This window comes from Massilia phyllostachyos, from assembly GCF_021044825.1.
Classification (GTDB): Bacteria; Pseudomonadota; Gammaproteobacteria; order Burkholderiales; family Burkholderiaceae_D; genus Telluria; species Telluria phyllostachyos.
Window position 1 is genome coordinate 1 of sequence record NZ_JAJNOC010000004.1, and the last position, 18,798, is coordinate 18,798.

The 18,798-nt window shown below is 65.8% G+C and carries 18 protein-coding genes; 9 read left to right on the forward strand and 9 right to left on the reverse strand.

What is annotated here, in order from left to right:
• Together LQ564_RS13285 and LQ564_RS13290 are read right to left on the reverse strand one after the other, a co-directional pair.
• On the reverse strand, positions 1-180 hold a 180-nt coding region (locus tag LQ564_RS13285; RefSeq protein WP_231058584.1), incomplete at its 3' end, for a transposase.
• Between the two features lie 103 nt (positions 181-283).
• A complete protein-coding gene (locus LQ564_RS13290; RefSeq protein WP_231058585.1) occupies positions 284-748 on the reverse strand; it encodes a DciA family protein in 465 nt (154 codons plus the stop codon).
• A 191-nt stretch (positions 749-939) separates the two neighbouring features.
• On the opposite strand from LQ564_RS13290, the gene LQ564_RS13295 reads away from it, so the two are divergent.
• The 3 genes from LQ564_RS13295 to secA all read left to right on the forward strand — a co-directional run bounded on the left by LQ564_RS13295 (position 940) and on the right by secA (position 6,498).
• Complete coding sequence (locus tag LQ564_RS13295) at positions 940-2,325, forward strand: MBOAT family O-acyltransferase (RefSeq protein WP_231058586.1); 1,386 nt, start codon at positions 940-942, stop codon at positions 2,323-2,325.
• 8 nt (positions 2,326-2,333) lie between these two features.
• Entirely contained in the window at positions 2,334-3,536 is a 1,203-nt protein-coding gene (locus tag LQ564_RS13300; protein ID WP_231058587.1) for an alginate O-acetyltransferase AlgX-related protein, read from the forward strand.
• A gap of 178 nt (positions 3,537-3,714) precedes the next feature.
• Complete coding sequence (secA, locus tag LQ564_RS13305; RefSeq protein WP_231058588.1) at positions 3,715-6,498, forward strand: preprotein translocase subunit SecA; 2,784 nt, start codon at positions 3,715-3,717, stop codon at positions 6,496-6,498.
• Positions 6,499-6,722: 224 nt separating this feature from the next.
• Here the strand turns inward: secA and alr are convergent, their stop codons facing one another.
• Both alr and LQ564_RS13315 read right to left on the reverse strand, forming a co-directional pair.
• Positions 6,723-7,802 (reverse strand): alanine racemase, encoded by a 1,080-nt coding sequence (gene alr, locus LQ564_RS13310; RefSeq protein WP_231058589.1) that lies wholly within the window; start codon positions 7,800-7,802, stop codon positions 6,723-6,725.
• Positions 7,803-7,821: 19 nt separating this feature from the next.
• Positions 7,822-9,111 (reverse strand): D-amino acid dehydrogenase, encoded by a 1,290-nt coding sequence (locus LQ564_RS13315; RefSeq protein ID WP_231058590.1) that lies wholly within the window; start codon positions 9,109-9,111, stop codon positions 7,822-7,824.
• A gap of 114 nt (positions 9,112-9,225) precedes the next feature.
• On the opposite strand from LQ564_RS13315, the gene LQ564_RS13320 reads away from it, so the two are divergent.
• Together LQ564_RS13320 and LQ564_RS13325 are read left to right on the forward strand one after the other, a co-directional pair.
• Positions 9,226-9,711: an Lrp/AsnC ligand binding domain-containing protein gene (locus tag LQ564_RS13320; protein ID WP_231058591.1), complete on the forward strand. Its 486-nt coding sequence runs from the start codon at positions 9,226-9,228 to the stop codon at positions 9,709-9,711.
• An 88-nt stretch (positions 9,712-9,799) separates the two neighbouring features.
• Positions 9,800-10,498 (forward strand): hypothetical protein, encoded by a 699-nt coding sequence (locus tag LQ564_RS13325; protein ID WP_231058592.1) that lies wholly within the window; start codon positions 9,800-9,802, stop codon positions 10,496-10,498.
• Between the two features lie 145 nt (positions 10,499-10,643).
• Here the strand turns inward: LQ564_RS13325 and LQ564_RS13330 are convergent, their stop codons facing one another.
• Positions 10,644-11,663 carry a MerR family transcriptional regulator gene (locus tag LQ564_RS13330; RefSeq protein WP_231058593.1) on the reverse strand — a complete coding sequence of 340 codons (1,020 nt, stop codon included), beginning with the start codon at positions 11,661-11,663 and terminating at the stop codon, positions 10,644-10,646.
• A gap of 140 nt (positions 11,664-11,803) precedes the next feature.
• On the opposite strand from LQ564_RS13330, the gene argJ reads away from it, so the two are divergent.
• The 3 genes from argJ to mutT are packed head-to-tail and all read left to right on the forward strand — an operon-like array spanning position 11,804 to position 14,357.
• Positions 11,804-13,042, forward strand: a complete 1,239-nt coding sequence (gene argJ, locus LQ564_RS13335; protein ID WP_231058594.1) for a bifunctional glutamate N-acetyltransferase/amino-acid acetyltransferase ArgJ — start codon at positions 11,804-11,806, stop codon at positions 13,040-13,042.
• A 3-nt stretch (positions 13,043-13,045) separates the two neighbouring features.
• Complete coding sequence (locus LQ564_RS13340; RefSeq protein WP_231058595.1) at positions 13,046-13,951, forward strand: ATP-binding protein; 906 nt, start codon at positions 13,046-13,048, stop codon at positions 13,949-13,951.
• Positions 13,941-14,357, forward strand: a complete 417-nt coding sequence (gene mutT / locus LQ564_RS13345) for an 8-oxo-dGTP diphosphatase MutT (protein WP_269143534.1) — start codon at positions 13,941-13,943, stop codon at positions 14,355-14,357. Before LQ564_RS13340 ends, mutT begins: the two co-directional genes overlap by 11 nt.
• Before the next feature lie 148 nt (positions 14,358-14,505).
• Here mutT and yacG read toward each other — a convergent pair whose 3' ends face one another.
• From yacG to LQ564_RS13365, 4 genes are all read right to left on the reverse strand, one after another.
• Positions 14,506-14,688: a DNA gyrase inhibitor YacG gene (yacG, locus tag LQ564_RS13350; protein WP_231058596.1), complete on the reverse strand. Its 183-nt coding sequence runs from the start codon at positions 14,686-14,688 to the stop codon at positions 14,506-14,508.
• An 18-nt stretch (positions 14,689-14,706) separates the two neighbouring features.
• Entirely contained in the window at positions 14,707-15,462 is a 756-nt protein-coding gene (gene zapD, locus LQ564_RS13355) for a cell division protein ZapD (RefSeq protein WP_231058597.1), read from the reverse strand.
• Between the two features lie 90 nt (positions 15,463-15,552).
• Positions 15,553-16,173 (reverse strand): dephospho-CoA kinase, encoded by a 621-nt coding sequence (coaE, locus tag LQ564_RS13360; protein ID WP_231058598.1) that lies wholly within the window; start codon positions 16,171-16,173, stop codon positions 15,553-15,555.
• A 7-nt stretch (positions 16,174-16,180) separates the two neighbouring features.
• Entirely contained in the window at positions 16,181-17,056 is an 876-nt protein-coding gene (locus LQ564_RS13365) for a prepilin peptidase (RefSeq protein WP_231058599.1), read from the reverse strand.
• 190 nt (positions 17,057-17,246) lie between these two features.
• Between LQ564_RS13365 and LQ564_RS13370 the strand changes: the two genes are divergently transcribed.
• Entirely contained in the window at positions 17,247-18,617 is a 1,371-nt protein-coding gene (locus LQ564_RS13370) for a hypothetical protein (protein WP_231058600.1), read from the forward strand.
• Positions 18,618-18,798 lie beyond the last annotated feature (181 nt).

Sequence of the window (18,798 nt, forward strand, 5' to 3'; positions counted from 1 at the left end):
AGGGTAATGATCTCGGCGCCGTGCGAACGACCCATCGCCGTGCAACCGATACGCATCTACCCAGCGTCGAATCGTGAACGCAGGGATGCCGACCTCCGCGGACAGCCGGTGATATCCAATCTGTCCATCCAGATACCGTTTGATGACCTTGAGCTTGCTCTTCTCTGTGTACTTAACCATCTACCCCTCGAAAGTGGACAATTTACTGTCCAACTTTCGTGTGGCAGTTCAAGGCCGGAACCCAAGTTCGTCCCGAACCGCTATCGCATCCTTCCCCCCCCAGCTACTTCCTCTTCTCCGCCAGCCTCCTCAACGCCGCCACCAGCCCCTTGTTCTGGCTGGTCTCCTCCAGCGACTCCGCCAGCTCCTCGAAAGCCTGCACCGCCGTCGGCGGCAGCTCGAGCGTGCGCATTTCCGGCCTGGCGGGCATGGCGCGCGCCACCTGCACCTTGAGGCGAATCGATTCCACCGGCCAGCCCTTGGCGTTCAGCGCCGACTGCAGCTTGGGCACCATCTGCTTCATGCGCGCCGCCACGGCCGAGCTCGGCACGGCGAGCACCAGGGTGCCTTCGTGGAAGGCGATCACGTCGGTATTCCCGGCCAGCAGGGGCAGGATGGCGGCGCAGTCCGACTGCAGGCGCGCCATGCGCATGGCGGCCGGCAGCAGGCTGGCCATGCGGTCGTTGGCGCGCAAAAAGTCGGTGGCGACGATCGACGTTTGCCGGTTCTTGGTACCGTAGATATGCACGTGGAGGCGATGAGCGAAGAGGGCAGGAACAGGAGGGAACATACCACAGCACAGGACATTTGCAATGGCATGGTGATAACGCAAGACAGGTTCGCGCCAGGCTCATCCCGCATCAAACTTGCCTCGCCTTAACATTATTCCTACAATTGTCGGAATCGATGGCGCGTTGCTGTCGCCTGCGACCACGCCCCATGCTGTTCTCATCGATCGTTTTCCTGTTCTTTTTCCTGCCCAGCTTCCTGGCCCTGTACTACCTGCTGCCGTGGAAGAACGCGGTGCTGCTGCTGGGCAGCCTGGTGTTCTACGCCTGGGGCGAGCCGCGCTTCGTGCCGCTGCTGCTGCTGTCGGCCGTGATCAACTACGGCGCCGGCATGGCGATCGCGCGCGACCGCGCCCGCGGCAAAGGCTGGCTGGCGCTGGGCGTGGGCGCGAATCTCGCCATGCTGGCCTGGTTCAAGTACGCCGGCTTCCTGGCGCAGGCCATCAACAGCGCGCTGGCGGCCGGCATCCCGGTGCCGCACATCACGCTCCCGCTCGGAATTTCCTTCTTTACCTTCCAGGGCATTTCCTACCTTATCGATGTGTACCGCGGCGACGTCGCGGCCCAGCCGAGCTTTTTCAAGTTCGCCACCTATAAAGCCCTGTTCCCGCAGCTGATCGCCGGCCCGATCGTGCGCTACCGCCAGATCGCCGGCGAGATGGGCGAACGGGTGCTGGGCAACGAGCGCCTGCTGGCCGGTTTCCGGATCTTCGCCATCGGCCTGGCGCAGAAGGTCCTGATCGCCAACACCCTGGCGTTGCCCGCCGACCGCCTGTTCGGCGCCGACCATGGCGAGCTGTCGGTGCTGACCGCCTGGCTCGGCCTGCTGTGCTACACCCTGCAGATCTACTACGATTTCTGCGGCTACTCGAACATGGCGATCGGCCTCGGCCACATGCTGGGCTTCAGCTTCCCGCCCAACTTCGACCGCCCGTACTCGGCGCGCTCGGTGACCGAGTTCTGGCAGCGCTGGCACATCAGCCTGTCGTCCTGGTTCCGCGACTACCTCTACATTCCGCTGGGCGGCAACCGCCGCGGCCCGCTGCGCACCTACTTCAATCTCGGCCTGGTGTTCCTGCTGTGCGGCCTGTGGCATGGCGCTGCCTGGACCTTCGTCCTGTGGGGCATCTGGCACGGCGCCTGGCTGATCGTCGAGCGCATGGGCGTGCGCGGCCTGCTCGAGCGCCTGCCGAGGGTGGCGGCCCAGGCCTGGACCCTGTTCCTGGTCATGCTCGGCTGGGTCTGGTTCCGCGCGGCCGACCTGGATGCGGCGCTCGGCTATTTCGGCGCGCTGGCGGGCAGGGCGGCCAACCCCGGCGGCCATCCCTGGCAGGCCGAGATCGGCCTCCTCGAGCTGGTCACGCTCGGCGTCGGCCTGGCGCTCGCGCTGCTGCCGACCGGGCGCGCGCCCGGCGTGCCGGCGCCGCGCGCGCCGGGACGCTGGGCCGGCCTGCCGCTGGCCCTGGCCTGCGTCGCCCTGTGCGCCTGCAGCCTGGCCAGCGGCACCTATAATCCCTTCCTCTATTACCGGTTCTGAGCATGGGCGTGATCCGACAAACCGCCGGCGCCCTGCGCGCCCACGCCGCCAAGCTGGTCCTGACCGGCTTCCTGGCCCTGCCGATGGCGGCCGCCGTGCTGTGGCCGGTCGACCCCAGCGTCGAGCGGCGAGAGTTGGCGCCGGCCGCGGGCAGGCCGCAGAACATCGAGGAAGCGCTGGCCTGGCCGGCCAAGGCCGAAGCCTGGGTGAACGATCACTTCGGCTGGCGGCCGCAGATGGTCACGGGCTTCGCGCGCCTGCGCTATGCGCTGTTCGAGCGCTTCCCGACCACCCGCATCGTCGCCGGCAGCGACGACCGCCTGTTCCTGGTCGCCCACGACGCGCAAGGCGAACGCTACAAGGCGCTGGTCGCCTGCGGCTGGCAGTTCGACCGCCGCGCGCGCGTGCTGAACGACCTGAATCGTTTCGAGCGCACCATGCGCGCACGCGGGATTCCGGGCAAGCTGCTGGTGGTGCCGTCGGCGCCGGCGGTGTACCGCGAGCAGATGCCGGCCTGGGCCGCCGAACGCTGCGATCCGGACAAGGTGCCCATGGCCGGCCTGTTGAAGGCGCCGGAACTGTCGCCCGCGGCACGGTCGCTGGTCTATTTCCCCTTGCATGAGATGCGCGCCATGCGCGAGCGCGTCACGCTGTTCCCGAAGAACTTCTTCCACTGGGGGAATGCCGGCGCCGGCGCGGTGGCGGCGCTGGCCGAGCAGCATTTCTGGCGCCGCGGCCTGGAGACCGGCACGCCGATCAACCTGGTGGCGCGCGACACGCCGTCCGACGTCGGCTTCATGTTCCCCGGGATCGAGCGCAACGCCATGGTCGAGCACGCGGATTTCGCGGGCAGCACCATCACCCCCTGCTATGGCCCCGACTGCTTCCCCGAGATCAAGCCGATCATGGACAAGCTCTACCTGATCGGGCGCTACGTCAACAGCGCGCCCGGCCTGGGCCCGCGCCTGGTGCTGGTGACCGATTCCTTCGGCTACAACGCCCTGCCGATGTTCGCGCGCTACCACCGCGAGGTGGTGCTGGTCGGGACCAATGCGCTGGAAAGCCTGTCGCAGGGCGAGCTGGCGCGCCTGCGCGCCCTGCTGTTCGTGCCGGGGAGCGATGACGAGGTCCTCTTCCTTTATCATGACGCCACCGTGCTGGCGAACCGGATCGACATCGATTTCAATATGTTATTTCCAGAGGGCAAATAAATTATTGCCTATCGATCATGGTCTGGTCTTGTGATCCTTGCTATTGGCCCCAAGTGTGGCCGGATCGCATGATAAAATCAGTAGCTTTTTGCCATAGGCGGTCTTCGGCGGGTCGTACAGACGATCCAGCCCGGGCTCTTTTCGCGGCGTTGCAGCACCTTTTATCCAGAAATTAAGCATGTCATTCCTGACCCAGATTTTCGGCAGCCGTAACCAGCGACTGCTCAAGCAATACCAAAAGACCGTGCGTCAGATCAACGCGCTCGAGCCGCAGATGGAAAAGCTGTCGGACGCCGAACTCCAGGCCAAGACGCCGGAATTCAAGGAGCGCCTGGCGAACGGCCAGACCCTGGACGACATCCTGCCGGAAGCCTTCGCGGTCTGCCGTGAAGCGGCCAAGCGCGTGCTGCGCATGCGCCACTTCGACGTCCAGCTGATCGGCGGCATGGTCCTGCACCAGGGCAAGATTGCGGAGATGGGCACCGGGGAGGGCAAGACCCTGATGGCGACCCTGCCGGTCTACCTGAACGGCCTGTCCGGCAAGGGCGTGCACGTCATCACCGTCAACGACTACCTGGCCCAGCGCGATGCGGACCAGATGGGCCGCCTGTACGCCTGGCTGGGCCTCACCACCGGCGTCAACCTCTCGCAGCTCGACCACGACAGCAAGCAGACCGCCTACGCCTCGGACATCACCTACGGCACCAACAACGAATTCGGCTTCGACTACCTGCGCGACAATATGGTCTACGACGCGCGCGAGCGCGTGCAGCGCGGCCTGAATTTCTCGGTGGTCGACGAGGTCGACTCGATCCTGATCGACGAAGCGCGTACCCCGCTGATCATCTCCGGCCAGGCTGAGAACCACACCGACCTGTACTACAAGATCAATGAAGTCCCGCCACAGCTGACCCTGCAGATCGGCGAAGAAACCCCGGACGGCAAGGGCAAGATCGAAGTCCCGGGCGACTACACCAAGGACGAGAAGGCGCACACCGTCCTGTTGACCGAGGCCGGCCACGAGAAGGCCGAAGCCATCCTGACGAAGATGGGCCTGCTGCCGGAAGGCGCTTCGCTCTACGACGCCGCCAACATCACCCTGATCCACCACCTGTACGCGGCGCTGCGCGCCCACGTCCTGTACCACAAGGACCAGCACTACGTGGTGCAGAACGGCGAAGTCGTGATCGTCGACGAATTCACCGGCCGCCTGATGACGGGCCGCCGCTGGTCGGACGGCCTGCACCAGGCCGTGGAAGCCAAGGAAGCCGTGCGCATCCAGAACGAGAACCAGACCCTGGCCTCGATCACCTTCCAGAACTACTTCCGCATGTATTCCAAGCTGGCCGGCATGACCGGTACGGCGGACACCGAAGCCTACGAATTCCAGGAGATCTACGGCCTGGAAACCGTGGTCGTCCCGCCGAACAAGCCGTCGCAGCGCAAGGACCGCCAGGACCAGGTGTACAAGTCGGCCGAAGAGAAGTACAACGCGATGCTGAACGACATCCGCGACTGCTACGAGCGCGGCCAGCCGGTGCTCGTGGGTACGACCTCGATCGAGAACTCGGAACTGCTGTCGAGCATCCTGAACAAGGCGAACCTGCCGCACAATGTCCTGAACGCGAAGCAGCACGCACGCGAGGCGGAAATCATCGCCCAGGCTGGCCGTCCGAAGATGATCACCATCGCCACCAATATGGCGGGCCGCGGTACCGACATCGTCCTGGGCGGCAATGTCGAGAAGCAGATCCAGCTGATCGAAGCCAATCCGGAACTGCTTGAGGCCGACAAGGCCGCGCAGGCCAAGACCCTGCGCGACGAATGGCAGTCGCTGCACGACCACGTGGTGAACGCCGGCGGCCTGCACATCATCGGCACCGAGCGCCACGAATCGCGCCGCGTCGACAACCAGCTGCGCGGCCGTTCGGGCCGCCAGGGCGACCCGGGTTCCTCGCGCTTCTACCTGTGCCTGGACGACCCGCTGCTGCGCATCTTCGCGGGCGACCGCGTGCGCGCCATCATGGAGCGCCTCAAGATGCCGGAAGGCGAGCCGATCGAAGCGGGCATCGTGACCCGTTCCATCGAGACCGCCCAGCGCAAGGTCGAGGCCCGCAACTTCGACATCCGCAAGCAGCTGCTGGAATACGACGACGTCGCCAACGACCAGCGCAAGGTGATCTACACCCAGCGTAACGAGCTGCTCGAGTCGACCGACATGACCGACCTGATCGTGTCGCTGCGCAGCGGCGTGTTCACCGACCTGGTGCGCCAGCACGTGCCGGCCGAATCGGTCGAGGAGCAGTGGGATATCCCGACGCTGGAATCGGTGCTGGCTGCCGAGTGGAACCTGAACGTGCCGCTGCAGCAGATGCTGAAGGACGATTCGAACCTGAATGACGACGACATCCTGGAAGCGGTGCTGAAGGCAGCCGAGACTTCGTACGACAGCAAGGTGTCGGTGGTCGGCAAGGAATCCTTCGGCGGCTTCGAACGCAACGTCATGCTGCAGAGCGTCGACACCCACTGGCGCGAACACCTGGCCGCCCTCGACCACCTGCGCCAGGGCATCCACCTGCGCGGCTACGCGCAGAAGAACCCGAAGCAGGAGTACAAGCGCGAAGCCTTCGAGCTGTTCAGCAATATGCTGGACATGATCAAGAACGAAGTGATCCGCACCGTCATGACGGTCCGCATCCAGACCCGCGAGGAAGTCGAGGCGGCGGAAGCGGCGATGGCGGCGCAGCAGGCGCATCTGGAAAACATCAACTACCAGCACGCCGACTTCAACCCGTCGGCGGCGCCGGAAGAACTGCTCAACCCGAACCCGGTGCGCAGCGATGCGGCGGGGGTGGCGGCGGAAGACCACAGCACCTATATGGGTGTGAAGGTCGGGCGTAACGATCCGTGCCCTTGTGGGAGTGGGAAGAAGTTCAAGCAGTGCCATGGCAAGCTGGCGTAAGCTGCTTTAAGGGCATCAATGAAAAACGGCCGGACGAGATGTCTGGCCGTTTTTTTATGTCTGCGATGACTCGACGAACTTGGATTCCCGCCTTCGCGGGAAGTCGTAGGCGCCAGTGGCGCGTACGACGGTCTATGAGTTAGGTGCAGGAATGGCGTTGCTGATGTTTTGGCGAACTAAAACAACGTCGTACCGGCGAAGGCCGGTACCCAATTTTTGTACGATCAGAGATAGCGCCGATGAAACCGGCTACCTAAACGAGTCAAGACCTCATACCCAATCGTCCCAGCCAGCGCCGCCACATCATCGACCGGCAGCGTAGGCCCCATCAACTCCACCTCGGCCCCCGGCACGACGCGCTCCGGGTCAATCCCCGTCACATCCAGCCCCATCGAATCCATCGACACGCGGCCGACAATCGGCACGATCACCCCATCGACCGCCGCCTGCCCCCGCCCCGACAGCGAGCGCTGCCACCCATCCGCATACCCCACGGACACGGTGGCAATCCGTCGCTCACCCGCGCACACATGGTGCGCGCCATAACCAACCACGTCGCCTTCGCACACGGACCGCACCTGCACCACGCGCGCATGCAGCGACACCGCCTGCCGCAAGGGAGTCGGCCTTCCAGGCTGTGGATTGATGCCGTACAGCGCCGCACCCGGCCGCAGCAGGTCGTAGTGATACCCAGGCCCCAGGAACACGCCCGAGGAATTCGCCAGGCTGGCCGGCACGCCGGGCAGCAGGCCGCGCAGCGAATCGAAGCGGCGGCGCTGGGCTTCGTTCATCGGGTGGTCCGGCTCGTCGGCGCAAGCCAGGTGGCTCATCACGAGGGCAGGGCGCACGCCGGCCAGGTCGCCGAGCGCGGAGAGGTCGGCGGGCGCGAAGCCCATGCGCGACATGCCGGTATCGAGCTGGATCGCGGCGGGCAGTTCGCGGCCCAGTTTGTGGGCAAGCCGGCGCCATTCCTGCAGCTGGCCCGGCTCGTTCAGGACCGGCGTCAGGTCGTACTGGAAGAAGTCTTTCGCCGTTCCCGGCGGCGGGCCATGCAGCACGTAGATCACGCAGTGTTCCGGCACCAGCTGGCGCAGCGCGATCGCCTCCTGCAGGTGCGCCGTAAAGAATACCCTGCAGCCCTCGAGCGCCAGCGCGGGCGCCACCTGCTCCATGCCGAGGCCGTAGGCGTCGGCTTTCATGACGGCCGCGCAGGCGCCCTTGCTCATCCCGGCCAGCAGCCGGTAGTTGTCACGGATCGCGCCCAGGTCGACCGTTAGCTGCGCCCCCGCGCGGGACGCGTCCACAGAATCCACCATCGTTGAATTACGCTTTGACCAGTTCCGGCGCCGGGCGGCGCGGCGGCACGCCGGCGTAACGGAATACCGCGAGGTCGTCGGCGCGGATCGCCGGCTGCTTGCCGCTCACCAGGTCGGCGATGACGGCGGCGGCGCCGCAGGCCATGGTCCAGCCGAGGGTGCCGTGGCCGGTGTTGATGAACAGGTTGCGCAGCGGGGTCGGGCCGACCACCGGGGTGCTGTCCGGGGTCATCGGACGCAGGCCGGTCCAGAACGAGGCCTGGCGGGTGTCGCCGGCGCCCGGGAACAGGTCGTTGACGACCATTTCGAGGGTCTCGCGGCGGGCCGGATTCAGGTATTTGCTGTAGCCCGCGATCTCGGCCATGCCGCCGACGCGGATGCGGTTCTCGAAACGGGTGACGGCGATCTTGTAGCTCTCGTCCAGGATGGTCGACACCGGCGCGCGGCTCTCGTCCGTGATCGGCACGGTGATCGAGTAGCCCTTCAGCGGGTAGACCGGCAGGGTGAATTGGTCCTTGAGCAGCAGGCGCGAGTAGCTGCCCAGCGCCAGCACGTAGCGGTCGGCGCTCAAGGTGCCTTTCGCGGTGCGCACGCCGGTGATCTGGCCGTTGCTGATGTCGAGCGCCTGGATGCTTGTATCGAACTCGAAGCGCACGCCGAGGTCGCGCGCCATCGCGGTCAGGCGGGTGGTGAACAGCTGGCAGTCGCCGGTCTCGTCGTTCGGCAGGCGCAGGCCGCCGACCAGGGTCGCGTGGTTGCCCAGCGCCGGCTCGGCCTTGCCCAGTTCGCGGCCCTGCAGCAGCTCGTACTCGACGCCGGCGTCGCGCAGCACCTCGATGTCCTTGGCGGCGCCGTCCAGCTGTTGCTGGGTGCGAAACAGCTGGATGGTGCCCAGGCTGCGGCCTTCGTAGGCGATGCCGGTCTCCGCGCGCAGGGTGCGGATGCAATCGCGGCTGTACTCGGCCAGGCGCACCATGCGCTCCTTGTTGACCGCGTAACGGTCGGCCGTGCAGTTCCGGACCATCTGCCACATCCACTGCAGCTGGAACAGCGAACCGTCCGGGCGGATCGCCAGCGGCGCGTGTTTCTGGAACAGCCACTTGGCGGCCTTCAGCGGGATGCCCGGCGCGGCCCAGGGCGAAGCGTAGCCCGGCGAAATCTGGCCGGCGTTGGCGAAACTCGTCTCCAGGGCGGGGCCGGGTTGACGGTCGATGACGGTGACGTCGTGGCCGGCCTTGGCCAGATAGTAGGCGGTGCTTACGCCGATAACGCCGCTGCCCAGTACGAGAACGCGCATGATGTTTGGTAGATCCTTAGAGGGAAAAGAAGCCGGATTCAGAAAAGATTGCCATGATATATCGGGTAGTGAAATAATTGATTCTGTTATTACGCATCTTTTCAGTAGAACTTCATGCGCGTCCAGAAAAATTCGAACCGGGTACTCGACAAGATCGACCTCCACATCCTGTCGGTGCTGCAGGAGGACGCGCGCATCGTCATGAAGGACCTGGCCGAGCAGGTCGGGCTGTCGCTCACGCCCTGCATCGAGCGGGTCAAGCGCATGGAGCGCGATGGCGTCATCACAGGCTACCACGCGCGCGTGAATCCGCAGGCGATGGGACTGCAGATCCTGGTGTTCGTGGAGATCACGCTGCACCAGAAGTCCGAAAAGGCCTTCGACCGCTTCCGCCGCGCGATGCTCGCCGTGCCCGAGGTGATGGAATGCCACCTGGTGTCGGGCGACTTCGACTACCTGATCAAGGCGCGCATTCCCGAGATGAGCGAATACCGGCGCCTGCTGGGCGAGATCCTGCACGTGGCCGATGCGGGGCAGTCGAAGAGCTATGTGGTAATGGAAGAGCTGAAGGAAACGCTGGCGGTGTCGATTCCGCGCTGAACCCGCGCTGCATGAAATGCGGCCGCCCAGTCGTGCGCGCCCCATGGCTGGCCTACCATCCTGTTGTTTTCATATAACGGGAGTCAGCATGAACAAATCCTGGTTGGCCCTGGCCGCCATCCTCGTATCGCAGGCGCAGGCGGCCGATCCGCGCTATGTGCCGACGCCGGGGCTGTACGAATTCACCTCGTCGACCCTGCGCGTCACGCAGAGCGAATCCGGCACCTCGCGCGACCAGCGGGACATCGACGCCAACAGCAACCAGGATGTCCGCTTCCAGCGCGAGGATGGGCGCAGCGGCCAGTACAACATTCCGGGCAATACGCCGGCGCGCACCTGCATCCAGCCGACCAAGTCGGGTGCGATTCCGGCGCAGATGCTGGCGGGCGGCTGCATCGGCAAGCCGGGCGTGGTGAAGGGCGACAGCATGGTTTCGGTGGCCAACTGCCCGTGGGGGAAGATGACGCTGTCCATGCGCCGGCTTGATGACCGCAACTGGGAAAACATCGTCGAGGAAGAGCGCAGCGGCGCCCGCGGCGGCAAGCAGGACCTGCGCGCCAGCACGGCGCCGCTGATGGCCATGCTGCGGCAGCAGGCCAGCACCGGTACTCCCGCGCAGCGCGCGGAGGCGCGCGAGGCGCTGGCCGGGATGGAGCAGCAGATCAAGGAGGCGGAGGCGGCGCTGCGGGAGAATGCGGACATTATCGATGACGACGTCGATGCGGGGTCGCCGGTGCGTACCCGCACGGTTATCCGCATGAAGCGGGTTGCCGATACTTGCCGTTAGCCGTGAGACCGTCGCACCGGCGCAGGCCGGTGCCCAAGTTTGTTGAGCAGCCGTGACGCTTGCTTAACTTGGGTTCCGGCCTTCGCCGGAAGTCGTAGGCGCCAGTGGCGCGTACGACGGTGCGGGAGCCGCGGGGCGACGTTGATCAGGCGGCGTGCATGTTTTGCATGGCGCGGCGCAGGAAGGCGATCACGTCGTCGCCGATGCCGGTGCCGATGCGCAGCAGCGGTTCGCTTGCCGACGCTTTGCGGAACTGCGCAACCACCTCGGGATCATCACCCACCATGTCCGTGAACAGCCCGAACCAGCGGCGCGCCAGTCCCTTCGCCTGTTCCGACTGTGCTTCCGGATCAATCGCCATGCAGCCGCGGATCTCCTTCGCCAGTACGATCCATTCATCCGAATGCGCCAGCTCGTGGCGGCGCATGCGCTCGATCGTCTCTTGCGACAGGTAACGGCCGTAGACGCCGAAACGCAGCTCGGCCATCGCGCGGCGCATGTAGTCGAGCAGTTCCGGCGACATGCGCATTTCCTGTTCCCCGGCCGCGTCTTGCGCCGCCATCGTGGTCAGGCGCAGCACGAAGTCCGGGTCGCCGCCGCTGTCGCGTTCCACGCAGCGCAGCCAGCGTTCGGCGAAGGTCGTGGCTTCAGGCGAGGCCGGATCAGTGCCGCTGTCCTTCAGGGTCTGGGCGGTGCGCACCAGTTCCTGCCATTCCAGCTGGGCCTCGCGGTTCTGGTAGAGCGGCAGGCGCGCCAGTTCTTCTTGCGAAAAGTAGTGTTCGTACATCGTCATGTGCTCCAAAGTGGTCAGCCAGGTGGACAGGTCCGGCTGCTCGCCGCTTGCCAGGCGCGAACGCAGGGTCCGGAGCTGGTCGCGCATGTGCGCCGCTTCCCGGATCTGGCGCTCCAGCGCGGTCAGCTGGCGTTCGACGATGGCCAGCGGCGAGCCGGCCGGACTGTCCAGGTAAGCCCCGATGTCGCCCAGCCCCATGCCGAACGCGCGCAGGGCCTGGATCTGCTGCAGGCGCGCCACGTCGTCAAGGTTGTAGAGGCGGTAGCCGGCATCGGAACGTGCCGAAGGACGCAAGAGGCCAAGGCTGTCGTAATGGTGCAGCGTGCGGACCGTCAGGCCGGCGCGCGTTGCGAGTTCTCCCACTTTCAGCATTCCCGTTCTCCTGTTCTTCGACCATGAACAGCTTGCAGCCTCACGTCGCGTGAGGGTCAAGCACAATCTTCGGCCACGCGTCGATCGCGCGCCGCTGGCAGTACAATAATGCATTCGACAATTTTTCCAATGAGATCGCCATGGCCGTCAATTCCCCTCTGCCCGTCGCCGCCGACCTGAAACCCGTCAACGGTATCGAAATCGGCTTCGCCCAAGCCGGCATCAAGAAGCCCAACCGCAAGGACCTCCTGGTCATGAAGCTGGCGGAAGGCGCGACCGTGTCCGGCGTGTTCACGCTGAACCGCTTCTGCGCCGCGCCGGTCCAGATCAGCAAGGCCAACCTGGCCGCAGTGAAGGCCGGCGGCCAGCCGATCCGCGCGCTGGTGGTCAACACCGGCAACGCCAACGCCGGCACCGGCGAGCAAGGCCTGGCCAACGCCAATGCCACCTGCGCCGAAGTGGCCAAGCTGATGAATCTCGAGCCGCAGCAGGTGCTGCCGTTCTCCACCGGCGTGATCCTCGAACAGCTGCCGATCCAGAAGATCATCGACGGTCTGCCGGCAGCAGTCAGCAACCTGAAGGCTGACAACTGGTTCAACGCCGCCGAGGCGATCATGACCACCGACACCCAGCCGAAGGCGGCTTCGCGGACGCTTCTCATCGGCGGCCACGAAGTCACCATGACCGGCATCAGCAAGGGCGCCGGCATGATCAAGCCGAACATGGCGACCATGCTGGGTTATCTCGCCATCGACGCCAAGGTCGCGCAGCCGGTGCTGGACGAACTGGTGAAGCACGCGGCCGACCACTCCTTCAACAGCATCACCATCGACGGCGACACCTCGACCAACGACTCCTTCATCGTGATGGCGACCGGCACCGGCGGCCTCTCGATCGACAGCGCATCCGGCGCCGATTACGAAGCGCTGAAGGAAGCCGTCACCGACATCTCGCGCAACCTGGCGCAGCAGATCATCCGCGACGGCGAAGGCGCGACCAAGTTCATGACCATCACCGTCGACGGCGGCCGCGACGTCCAGGAGTGCCGCAAGATCGCCTACGCGATCGCGCATTCGCCGCTGGTCAAGACCGCCTTCTTCGCATCGGACCCGAACCTGGGCCGCATCCTGGCCGCCGTCGGCTATGCCGGCGTCGACGACCTGGATGTGAGCAAGCTCGATCTCTACCTGGACGACGTGTGGGTCGCGAAGAGCGGCGGCCGTAATCCGGACTACAAGGAAGAAGACGGCCAGCGCGTGATGAAGCAGTCCGAGATCACCACCCGCGTGACCCTGGGCCGCGGCGACGCCACCGCCACCGTCTGGACCTGCGATCTGTCGCACGACTACGTGTCGATCAACGCGGATTATCGCTCGTAAGCGATGACGCCCCTCGAGCAGTTCCTGCACCGCGCCGAAGCCGTGCTGGCGCGGGTCGAGGCGGTGCTGCCGCCGGCGGTCCCGCGCGAGCCGGACTGGAAGCGCAGCTTTGCTTTCCGCTGGCGCAAGCGCCTTAGTAGCAACATCGGCGGCGGCGGGAAGTACCTGGCGCCGGTGCTGCACGCATCGACCATCCAGCTGGACGACTTGCAGCACGTCGATGCGCAGAAGCGCCAGATCGAGCAGAACACCCGCCAGTTCGTGCTGCGCCGCCCGGCCAACAACGTGCTGCTGACCGGCGCGCGCGGCACCGGCAAGTCCTCGCTGATCAAGGCATGCCTCAACGGCTTCGCCGAGCAGGGCCTGCGCCTGATCGAGGTCGATAAAGCCGACCTGGCCGATCTGCCCGACATCGTCGACCTGGTGGCGGGGCGGCCGGAGCGCTTCGTGATCTTCTGCGACGACCTGTCGTTCGAAGAAGGCGAGGCCGGCTACAAGGCGCTGAAGGTGGCGCTGGACGGCAGCATCTCGGCGCAGTCGGACAATGTGCTGATCTACGCGACCTCGAACCGGCGCCACCTGATGCCTTCAAGGCTGTCGGACAATGCCGGCTACACGCACGGCGACGACGGCGATCTGCACCCGGGCGAGACGGTCGAAGAGAAGATCTCGCTGTCGGAACGCTTTGGATTGTGGCTGTCGTTCTATCCCTTCAAGCAGGACGACTACCTGGGGATCGTGGCGCACTGGCTGGCCAGCTTCGGCTGCACGGCTGAACAGATCGAGTCGGCGCGATTGGCGTCCCTGCAGTGGGCGCTGCAGCGCGGCTCGCGTTCGGGCCGCGTGGCCTGGCAGTTTGCGAAGGACTATGCCGGCAAGCTGCCGGCTGGTGAAACGAATGAGTCATGAAGTGAAGAAGCCGGTGGACGTCGCGGTCGGCATCCTGATGCGCGCGAACGGCGACGTGCTGCTGGGCCAGCGGCCGGAAGGCAAGCCGTATGCGGGCTACTGGGAGTTCCCGGGCGGGAAAGTCGAGCAGGGCGAGGACATCTTCCACGCGCTGCAGCGCGAGTTCCTGGAAGAGCTGGGGATCGAGGTGCTCAGCGGCGAGGCGTGGTGCTGCGTCGAGCACGTGTACGAGCACGCGCATGTGCGCTTGTACTTCTACATCTGCCGCGAGTGGAACGGGGAGCCGCAAAGCCTGGAAGGGCAGGCATTTGCGTGGCAGGGGGCGTATAGCGTCAGTCCCTTGTTGCCGGCGACTATTCCGCTGTTAGAGTGGCTGGATAAAGTACGCTATCCGTCGGCAGCGTAATTTAGTACGGCTAGCAGTAGCACGTCATCCCGGCGAAGGCCGGGATCCAAGTTCGTCAGTCCGCCACGAACGTCAAATTGGGTTCCGGCCTTCGCCGGAAGTCGTAGGCGCCAGTGGCGCGTACGACGTGCTAGAGGCGCAGGCCGACTCAATCATCCGCCAGCTTGTCATCCTGCGGATCGCTCGCCGCCGCCCCGGGAATCGTGTACTTCTCTTCGGCCCAGGCGCCCAGGTCGATCTGCTTGCAGCGCTCCGAGCAGAAAGGGCGGAATTTGTTCGCCGGGGTCCATTCGACCTTCTTGCCGCAGGTCGGGCAGGCTACAACAGTCATGTCACTACCAATCGAGAATCAAAAATTGCAGAGGGTCAGGTTGAAGGGCACGTCTTCCTCGAGCGCCTTCGGCTTGCAGTCGCCGTCCTGGGTCGTGAAGCGCACCCACAGCATGTACTTGTTGGCCGAAATCTCGGGAATCGCCCCGAGCGTCTCGTCGACCGACAGGCGCAGCATCTGGTAGACCTTGCCTTGCAACATCTGCTGGTAGCTGCCGCCGGTGGCGATCATCTTGACCGGGCCGCCGGAGTCGCGCAGCAGGCGCAGCACGAGGGCCAGGGCTTCGAACAGCGCCGCCAGCGGGGCGAACCAGCCCATGATGTCGGCGTGGCGCTGTTCGGCGGGACGCTTCTGCCAGGCATAGTATGAGGGCAAATCGAATTCGCAGGCGCCGCCCGGGATGATGGTGCGGCCGCGGATGCTCATCAGCCATTCGTTGTCGCGCACGTTCTGGCCGGTCTTGCCCTGGGCGGCCACGAGGGCGCCGCTGACGGCATCGAGTTCGGCCAGGACGGCGTCGAGGGCTTCGGCGGCGACGTTCGGGTTGCTGCGGTAGGTGAGCAGGCTCTGCTTCTGACGCTCGAGTTCCTGCAGGAGGTCGGACTTCAGGTCGGCGCGGCCGGCCACTTCCAGCATGTCGAAGATCGTGGCCAGGGCCACGTGGTGCTGCATCGGGTGCTCTTGGTGCACAAAAAACTTGAACTTCTCGTACAAATCTTCCAGCCGCAACAACGTGCGAATCCGCTCGTTGAAAGGATATTCGTAGACGATCAAAATGACATTCCTCTGAATGTAGGCTGGCGAGCAACTCCGTGATTCTGAACCATGCTGGGCAAAATTACAAATGCTGCATGGACTTTCATGTCATTGTCTTGCCTGGGACAGGTACATGGCGTGCAGCAGCTCTACCTGAGGGTATAGAGCGTCGAGCCCGTCGTCGTTCAGGATGATGTCGTCGGCCGCCGCGCGGCGCTGTGCGCGCGTGACCTGGGCCGCCATGATGGCGCGCACTTGCTCTTCGCTGATGCTGCTGCGGGCCATCACCCGCGCGATCTGGATTTCCTCGGGACAGTCGATCGCCAGCACCCGTGTGACCCGCTCGCGCCAGCTGCCGGACTCTATCAAAAGAGGGACGACGAAGATCACGTAGGCGCCGGTCGCGATCGCGGCGGCCGCAGCCGTGGCCTCGCGAATGCGCGGGTGCAGGATGCCTTCCAGTCGCGCGCGTGCGGTCGCATCCGTAAATACGAGGGCGCGCATCCTGGCGCGGTCGAGGGCGCCGTCCGCCGTGGCGAAGTCTGCGCCGAACTCGGCCAGTAGGGCCGGCATTGCCGCGCCGTGCGGGGCGGTCAGGGAGTGGGCGATGACGTCGGTGTCGATCACCGATGCGCCCAGCTCCGCGAACATGTCGGCCACCGTGGTCTTGCCGCAGCCGATGCCGCCGGTGAGGCCGACCGAGAACGTCAATGTGGTCTGCCCGGCCATGCTGGCCTCAGGCGCCGGCCACGAAGCCGGCCAGGCGCGCGCTGATGCCGCTGCCGTAGAGCAGGGCGATCAGGCCGGCCGCCGCCAGGTAGGGACCGAAGGGAATCGGCTTGTCGCGGCCGCGCTTGGCGAACACGATCAGGCTGATGCCGACCACCGCCCCCACCACCGAAGACAGCAGGATAATGGTCGGCAGCATCGCCCAGCCGAGCCAGGCGCCCAGCGCCGCCAGCAGCTTGAAGTCGCCGTAGCCCATGCCTTCCTTGCCGGTCACCAGCTTGAACAGCCAATACACGGCCCACAGCACCAGGTAGCCGGCCGCCGCGCCGATCACGGCGTCCTGCAGCGGCACGAAGGTGCCGTTCAGGTTGATCAGCAGGCCGGCCCACAGCAGCGGATAGGTCAGGTCGTCCGGCAGCAGCTGGGTGTCGATGTCGATGAAGGTCATCGCGACCAGCAGGAACAGGAACAGCAGGGTCGCCAGGCCCGCCAGGCCGCTGCCGAAGGTCCAGACCAGCACGCCCGCCAGCACGCCGGTGAGCAGCTCGACCGCCGGATAGCGCGCGGAGATTGGCGCCTTGCACTTGCGGCACTTGCCGCGCAGGGCCAGCCAACTGATCACGGGAATGTTTTCCATCGCCGTGATCTGGTGGCCGCAGCAGGGGCAGGCCGAGCGGGGCACCATCAGGTTGTAGCGGTCGGTGTGCGGCGGCTCCTTGCCGCTTTCCTGCGCCACATAGTTATCGGACTCGCGCTGCATCATCTTCGGGATGCGGTGGATGACCACGTTCAGGAAACTGCCGACCAAGAGGCCGAACAGGGCGGCCACCAGGGTGGCGCTGAGGGTGGCCGGCGGGGCGAACAGGAAGAAGTCCAGGGGCATGGCGGCAGGATCCGATCAGAAGGTGTTGGCGGCGGTGCGAGAATGATTCTCCAGATCAATCTATTGTAGAGCTTTCGATGCGATTTGGCGAAGCTTCGCAGGGACGCGTCCATGGCGCACGATTGTCGCGGATCAGGCCCCATCCGTGGCGCGCGGCTACGCTGGACTTTTATCGCCGCCGGGTGCCGCCATGCCACGCGCCAGCTTCACCTTCCTGAACCACGCCTGTTTCATGGTGCGCACCGATGGCGCGCTGCTGCTGGCCGATCCCTGGCTCGAGGGCGCGGTGTTCGACAACGCCTGGGCGCTGATGGACCCGTCCGGCAGCGAGGGCGAGCTGCTCGAGCTCCTCAATGGTGCCGGCGTGCCGGTCTACATCTGGTGTTCGCGCGCCACGCCGGACCGCCTGGTCCTGCCTTTCCTGCGCCGTTTTCGGGAAGAATTCCGCGGCATCGCCACCTTCCTCTACCGCCCCGGACGCGACCTGCGCCTTGGCGACGAGCTGCGGCGCCTGCGCCTGCCGGTGGCGGAATGCCCGGACGGCGCCACCGTCGACCTGGCCGGCGACCTGCGCCTGACCGCCCTGAGCAATGGCGACGGCGACACTGCCTGTCTGATCGGCGCCGGCGGCCGCCACATCCTCAGCCTGGGCGACCGCGCGCTGCCGACCGCCGCCGCCTGCCAGGCGCTGCTGCCACGCATCGGCCAGATCGCGCCGCGAATCGATGTGCTGTTGACGGGCTTCGGTACGATGGGCTGGTGCGGCAACCCGGACAGCTTCGCGGCGCGCGAGGCGGCGGCCAAGGCGGCGGTCGAGCGGCTGGCGTCCCAGATCGAAAGGCTGCGGCCCAGGCTGGTGGTGCCGGTGGCCTCCTTTGCGCGTTTCGCGCGCGCCGACAATGCCTGGCTCAACGGCGGCCGGCTGGCGCCGCGCGAATTGCTGGACGCGCCGCGGCTGGAAACCCTGCGCGGCCTGATCCGCTTCATGGCGCCCGGCGACCGCGTCGACCTGCAGCGCGACACGCCGGCCACCCTGGCGGCGCGCCACGAAGCCGCACTGGAACGCTGGGGCGCCTGCTGGCGCAACCGCCCGCCACCGCTGCCGCGTCCGCCGCAAGCTTCGGTCGGCGAACTCAAGGCCGCCTTCTCGCGCTACCGCGAACACGTGGCCGAGGGCCTCTACCGGCTGCCGCGCCTGCTCGAAATGCTGGGCGTGGTGCGCCCGCTGCTGCTGCACCTGCCCGACCTGCGCCAGAACGTGGAACTGTCCTACCGCCACGGCCTGCGCCTGCAGCCCAGGGAAATGGCAGCCCACATCGCCATGTTCTCCGGCACCGCACTGCGCCTGCTCACCAGCGCGGATGGGTTCGAGACCGTGTATGCAGGCGGCTGTTTCTGGACCCTGCGCAGGAGCGGCCTGTCCGCCTTCGGCCGCTTCTTCCTGCCGCAACGCATGGCAAGGCGCGGGGCGGACCGGCGGCGGCCGTTGGCGATGGGCGGCGTGCTGTGGCGGGCGCTGCTGGGTCGAATGGCGCGGCGACTGCACGCCGCGCTACGCTAGGCGCACCTTTCCACCGCTAGCCTGGAGGCCGTCGCACCGGCGCAGGCCGGTGCCCAATTTTTCAGCATAACGATAAGCTGTGCGGACACCAGGACGTCGCAGAGTGGACAGATCCTGCCCATGCGGTCAACGAACGGTGTCGAGCCGCCGAGCCGTCCATCGCCGTGATTTGAACGAGTTG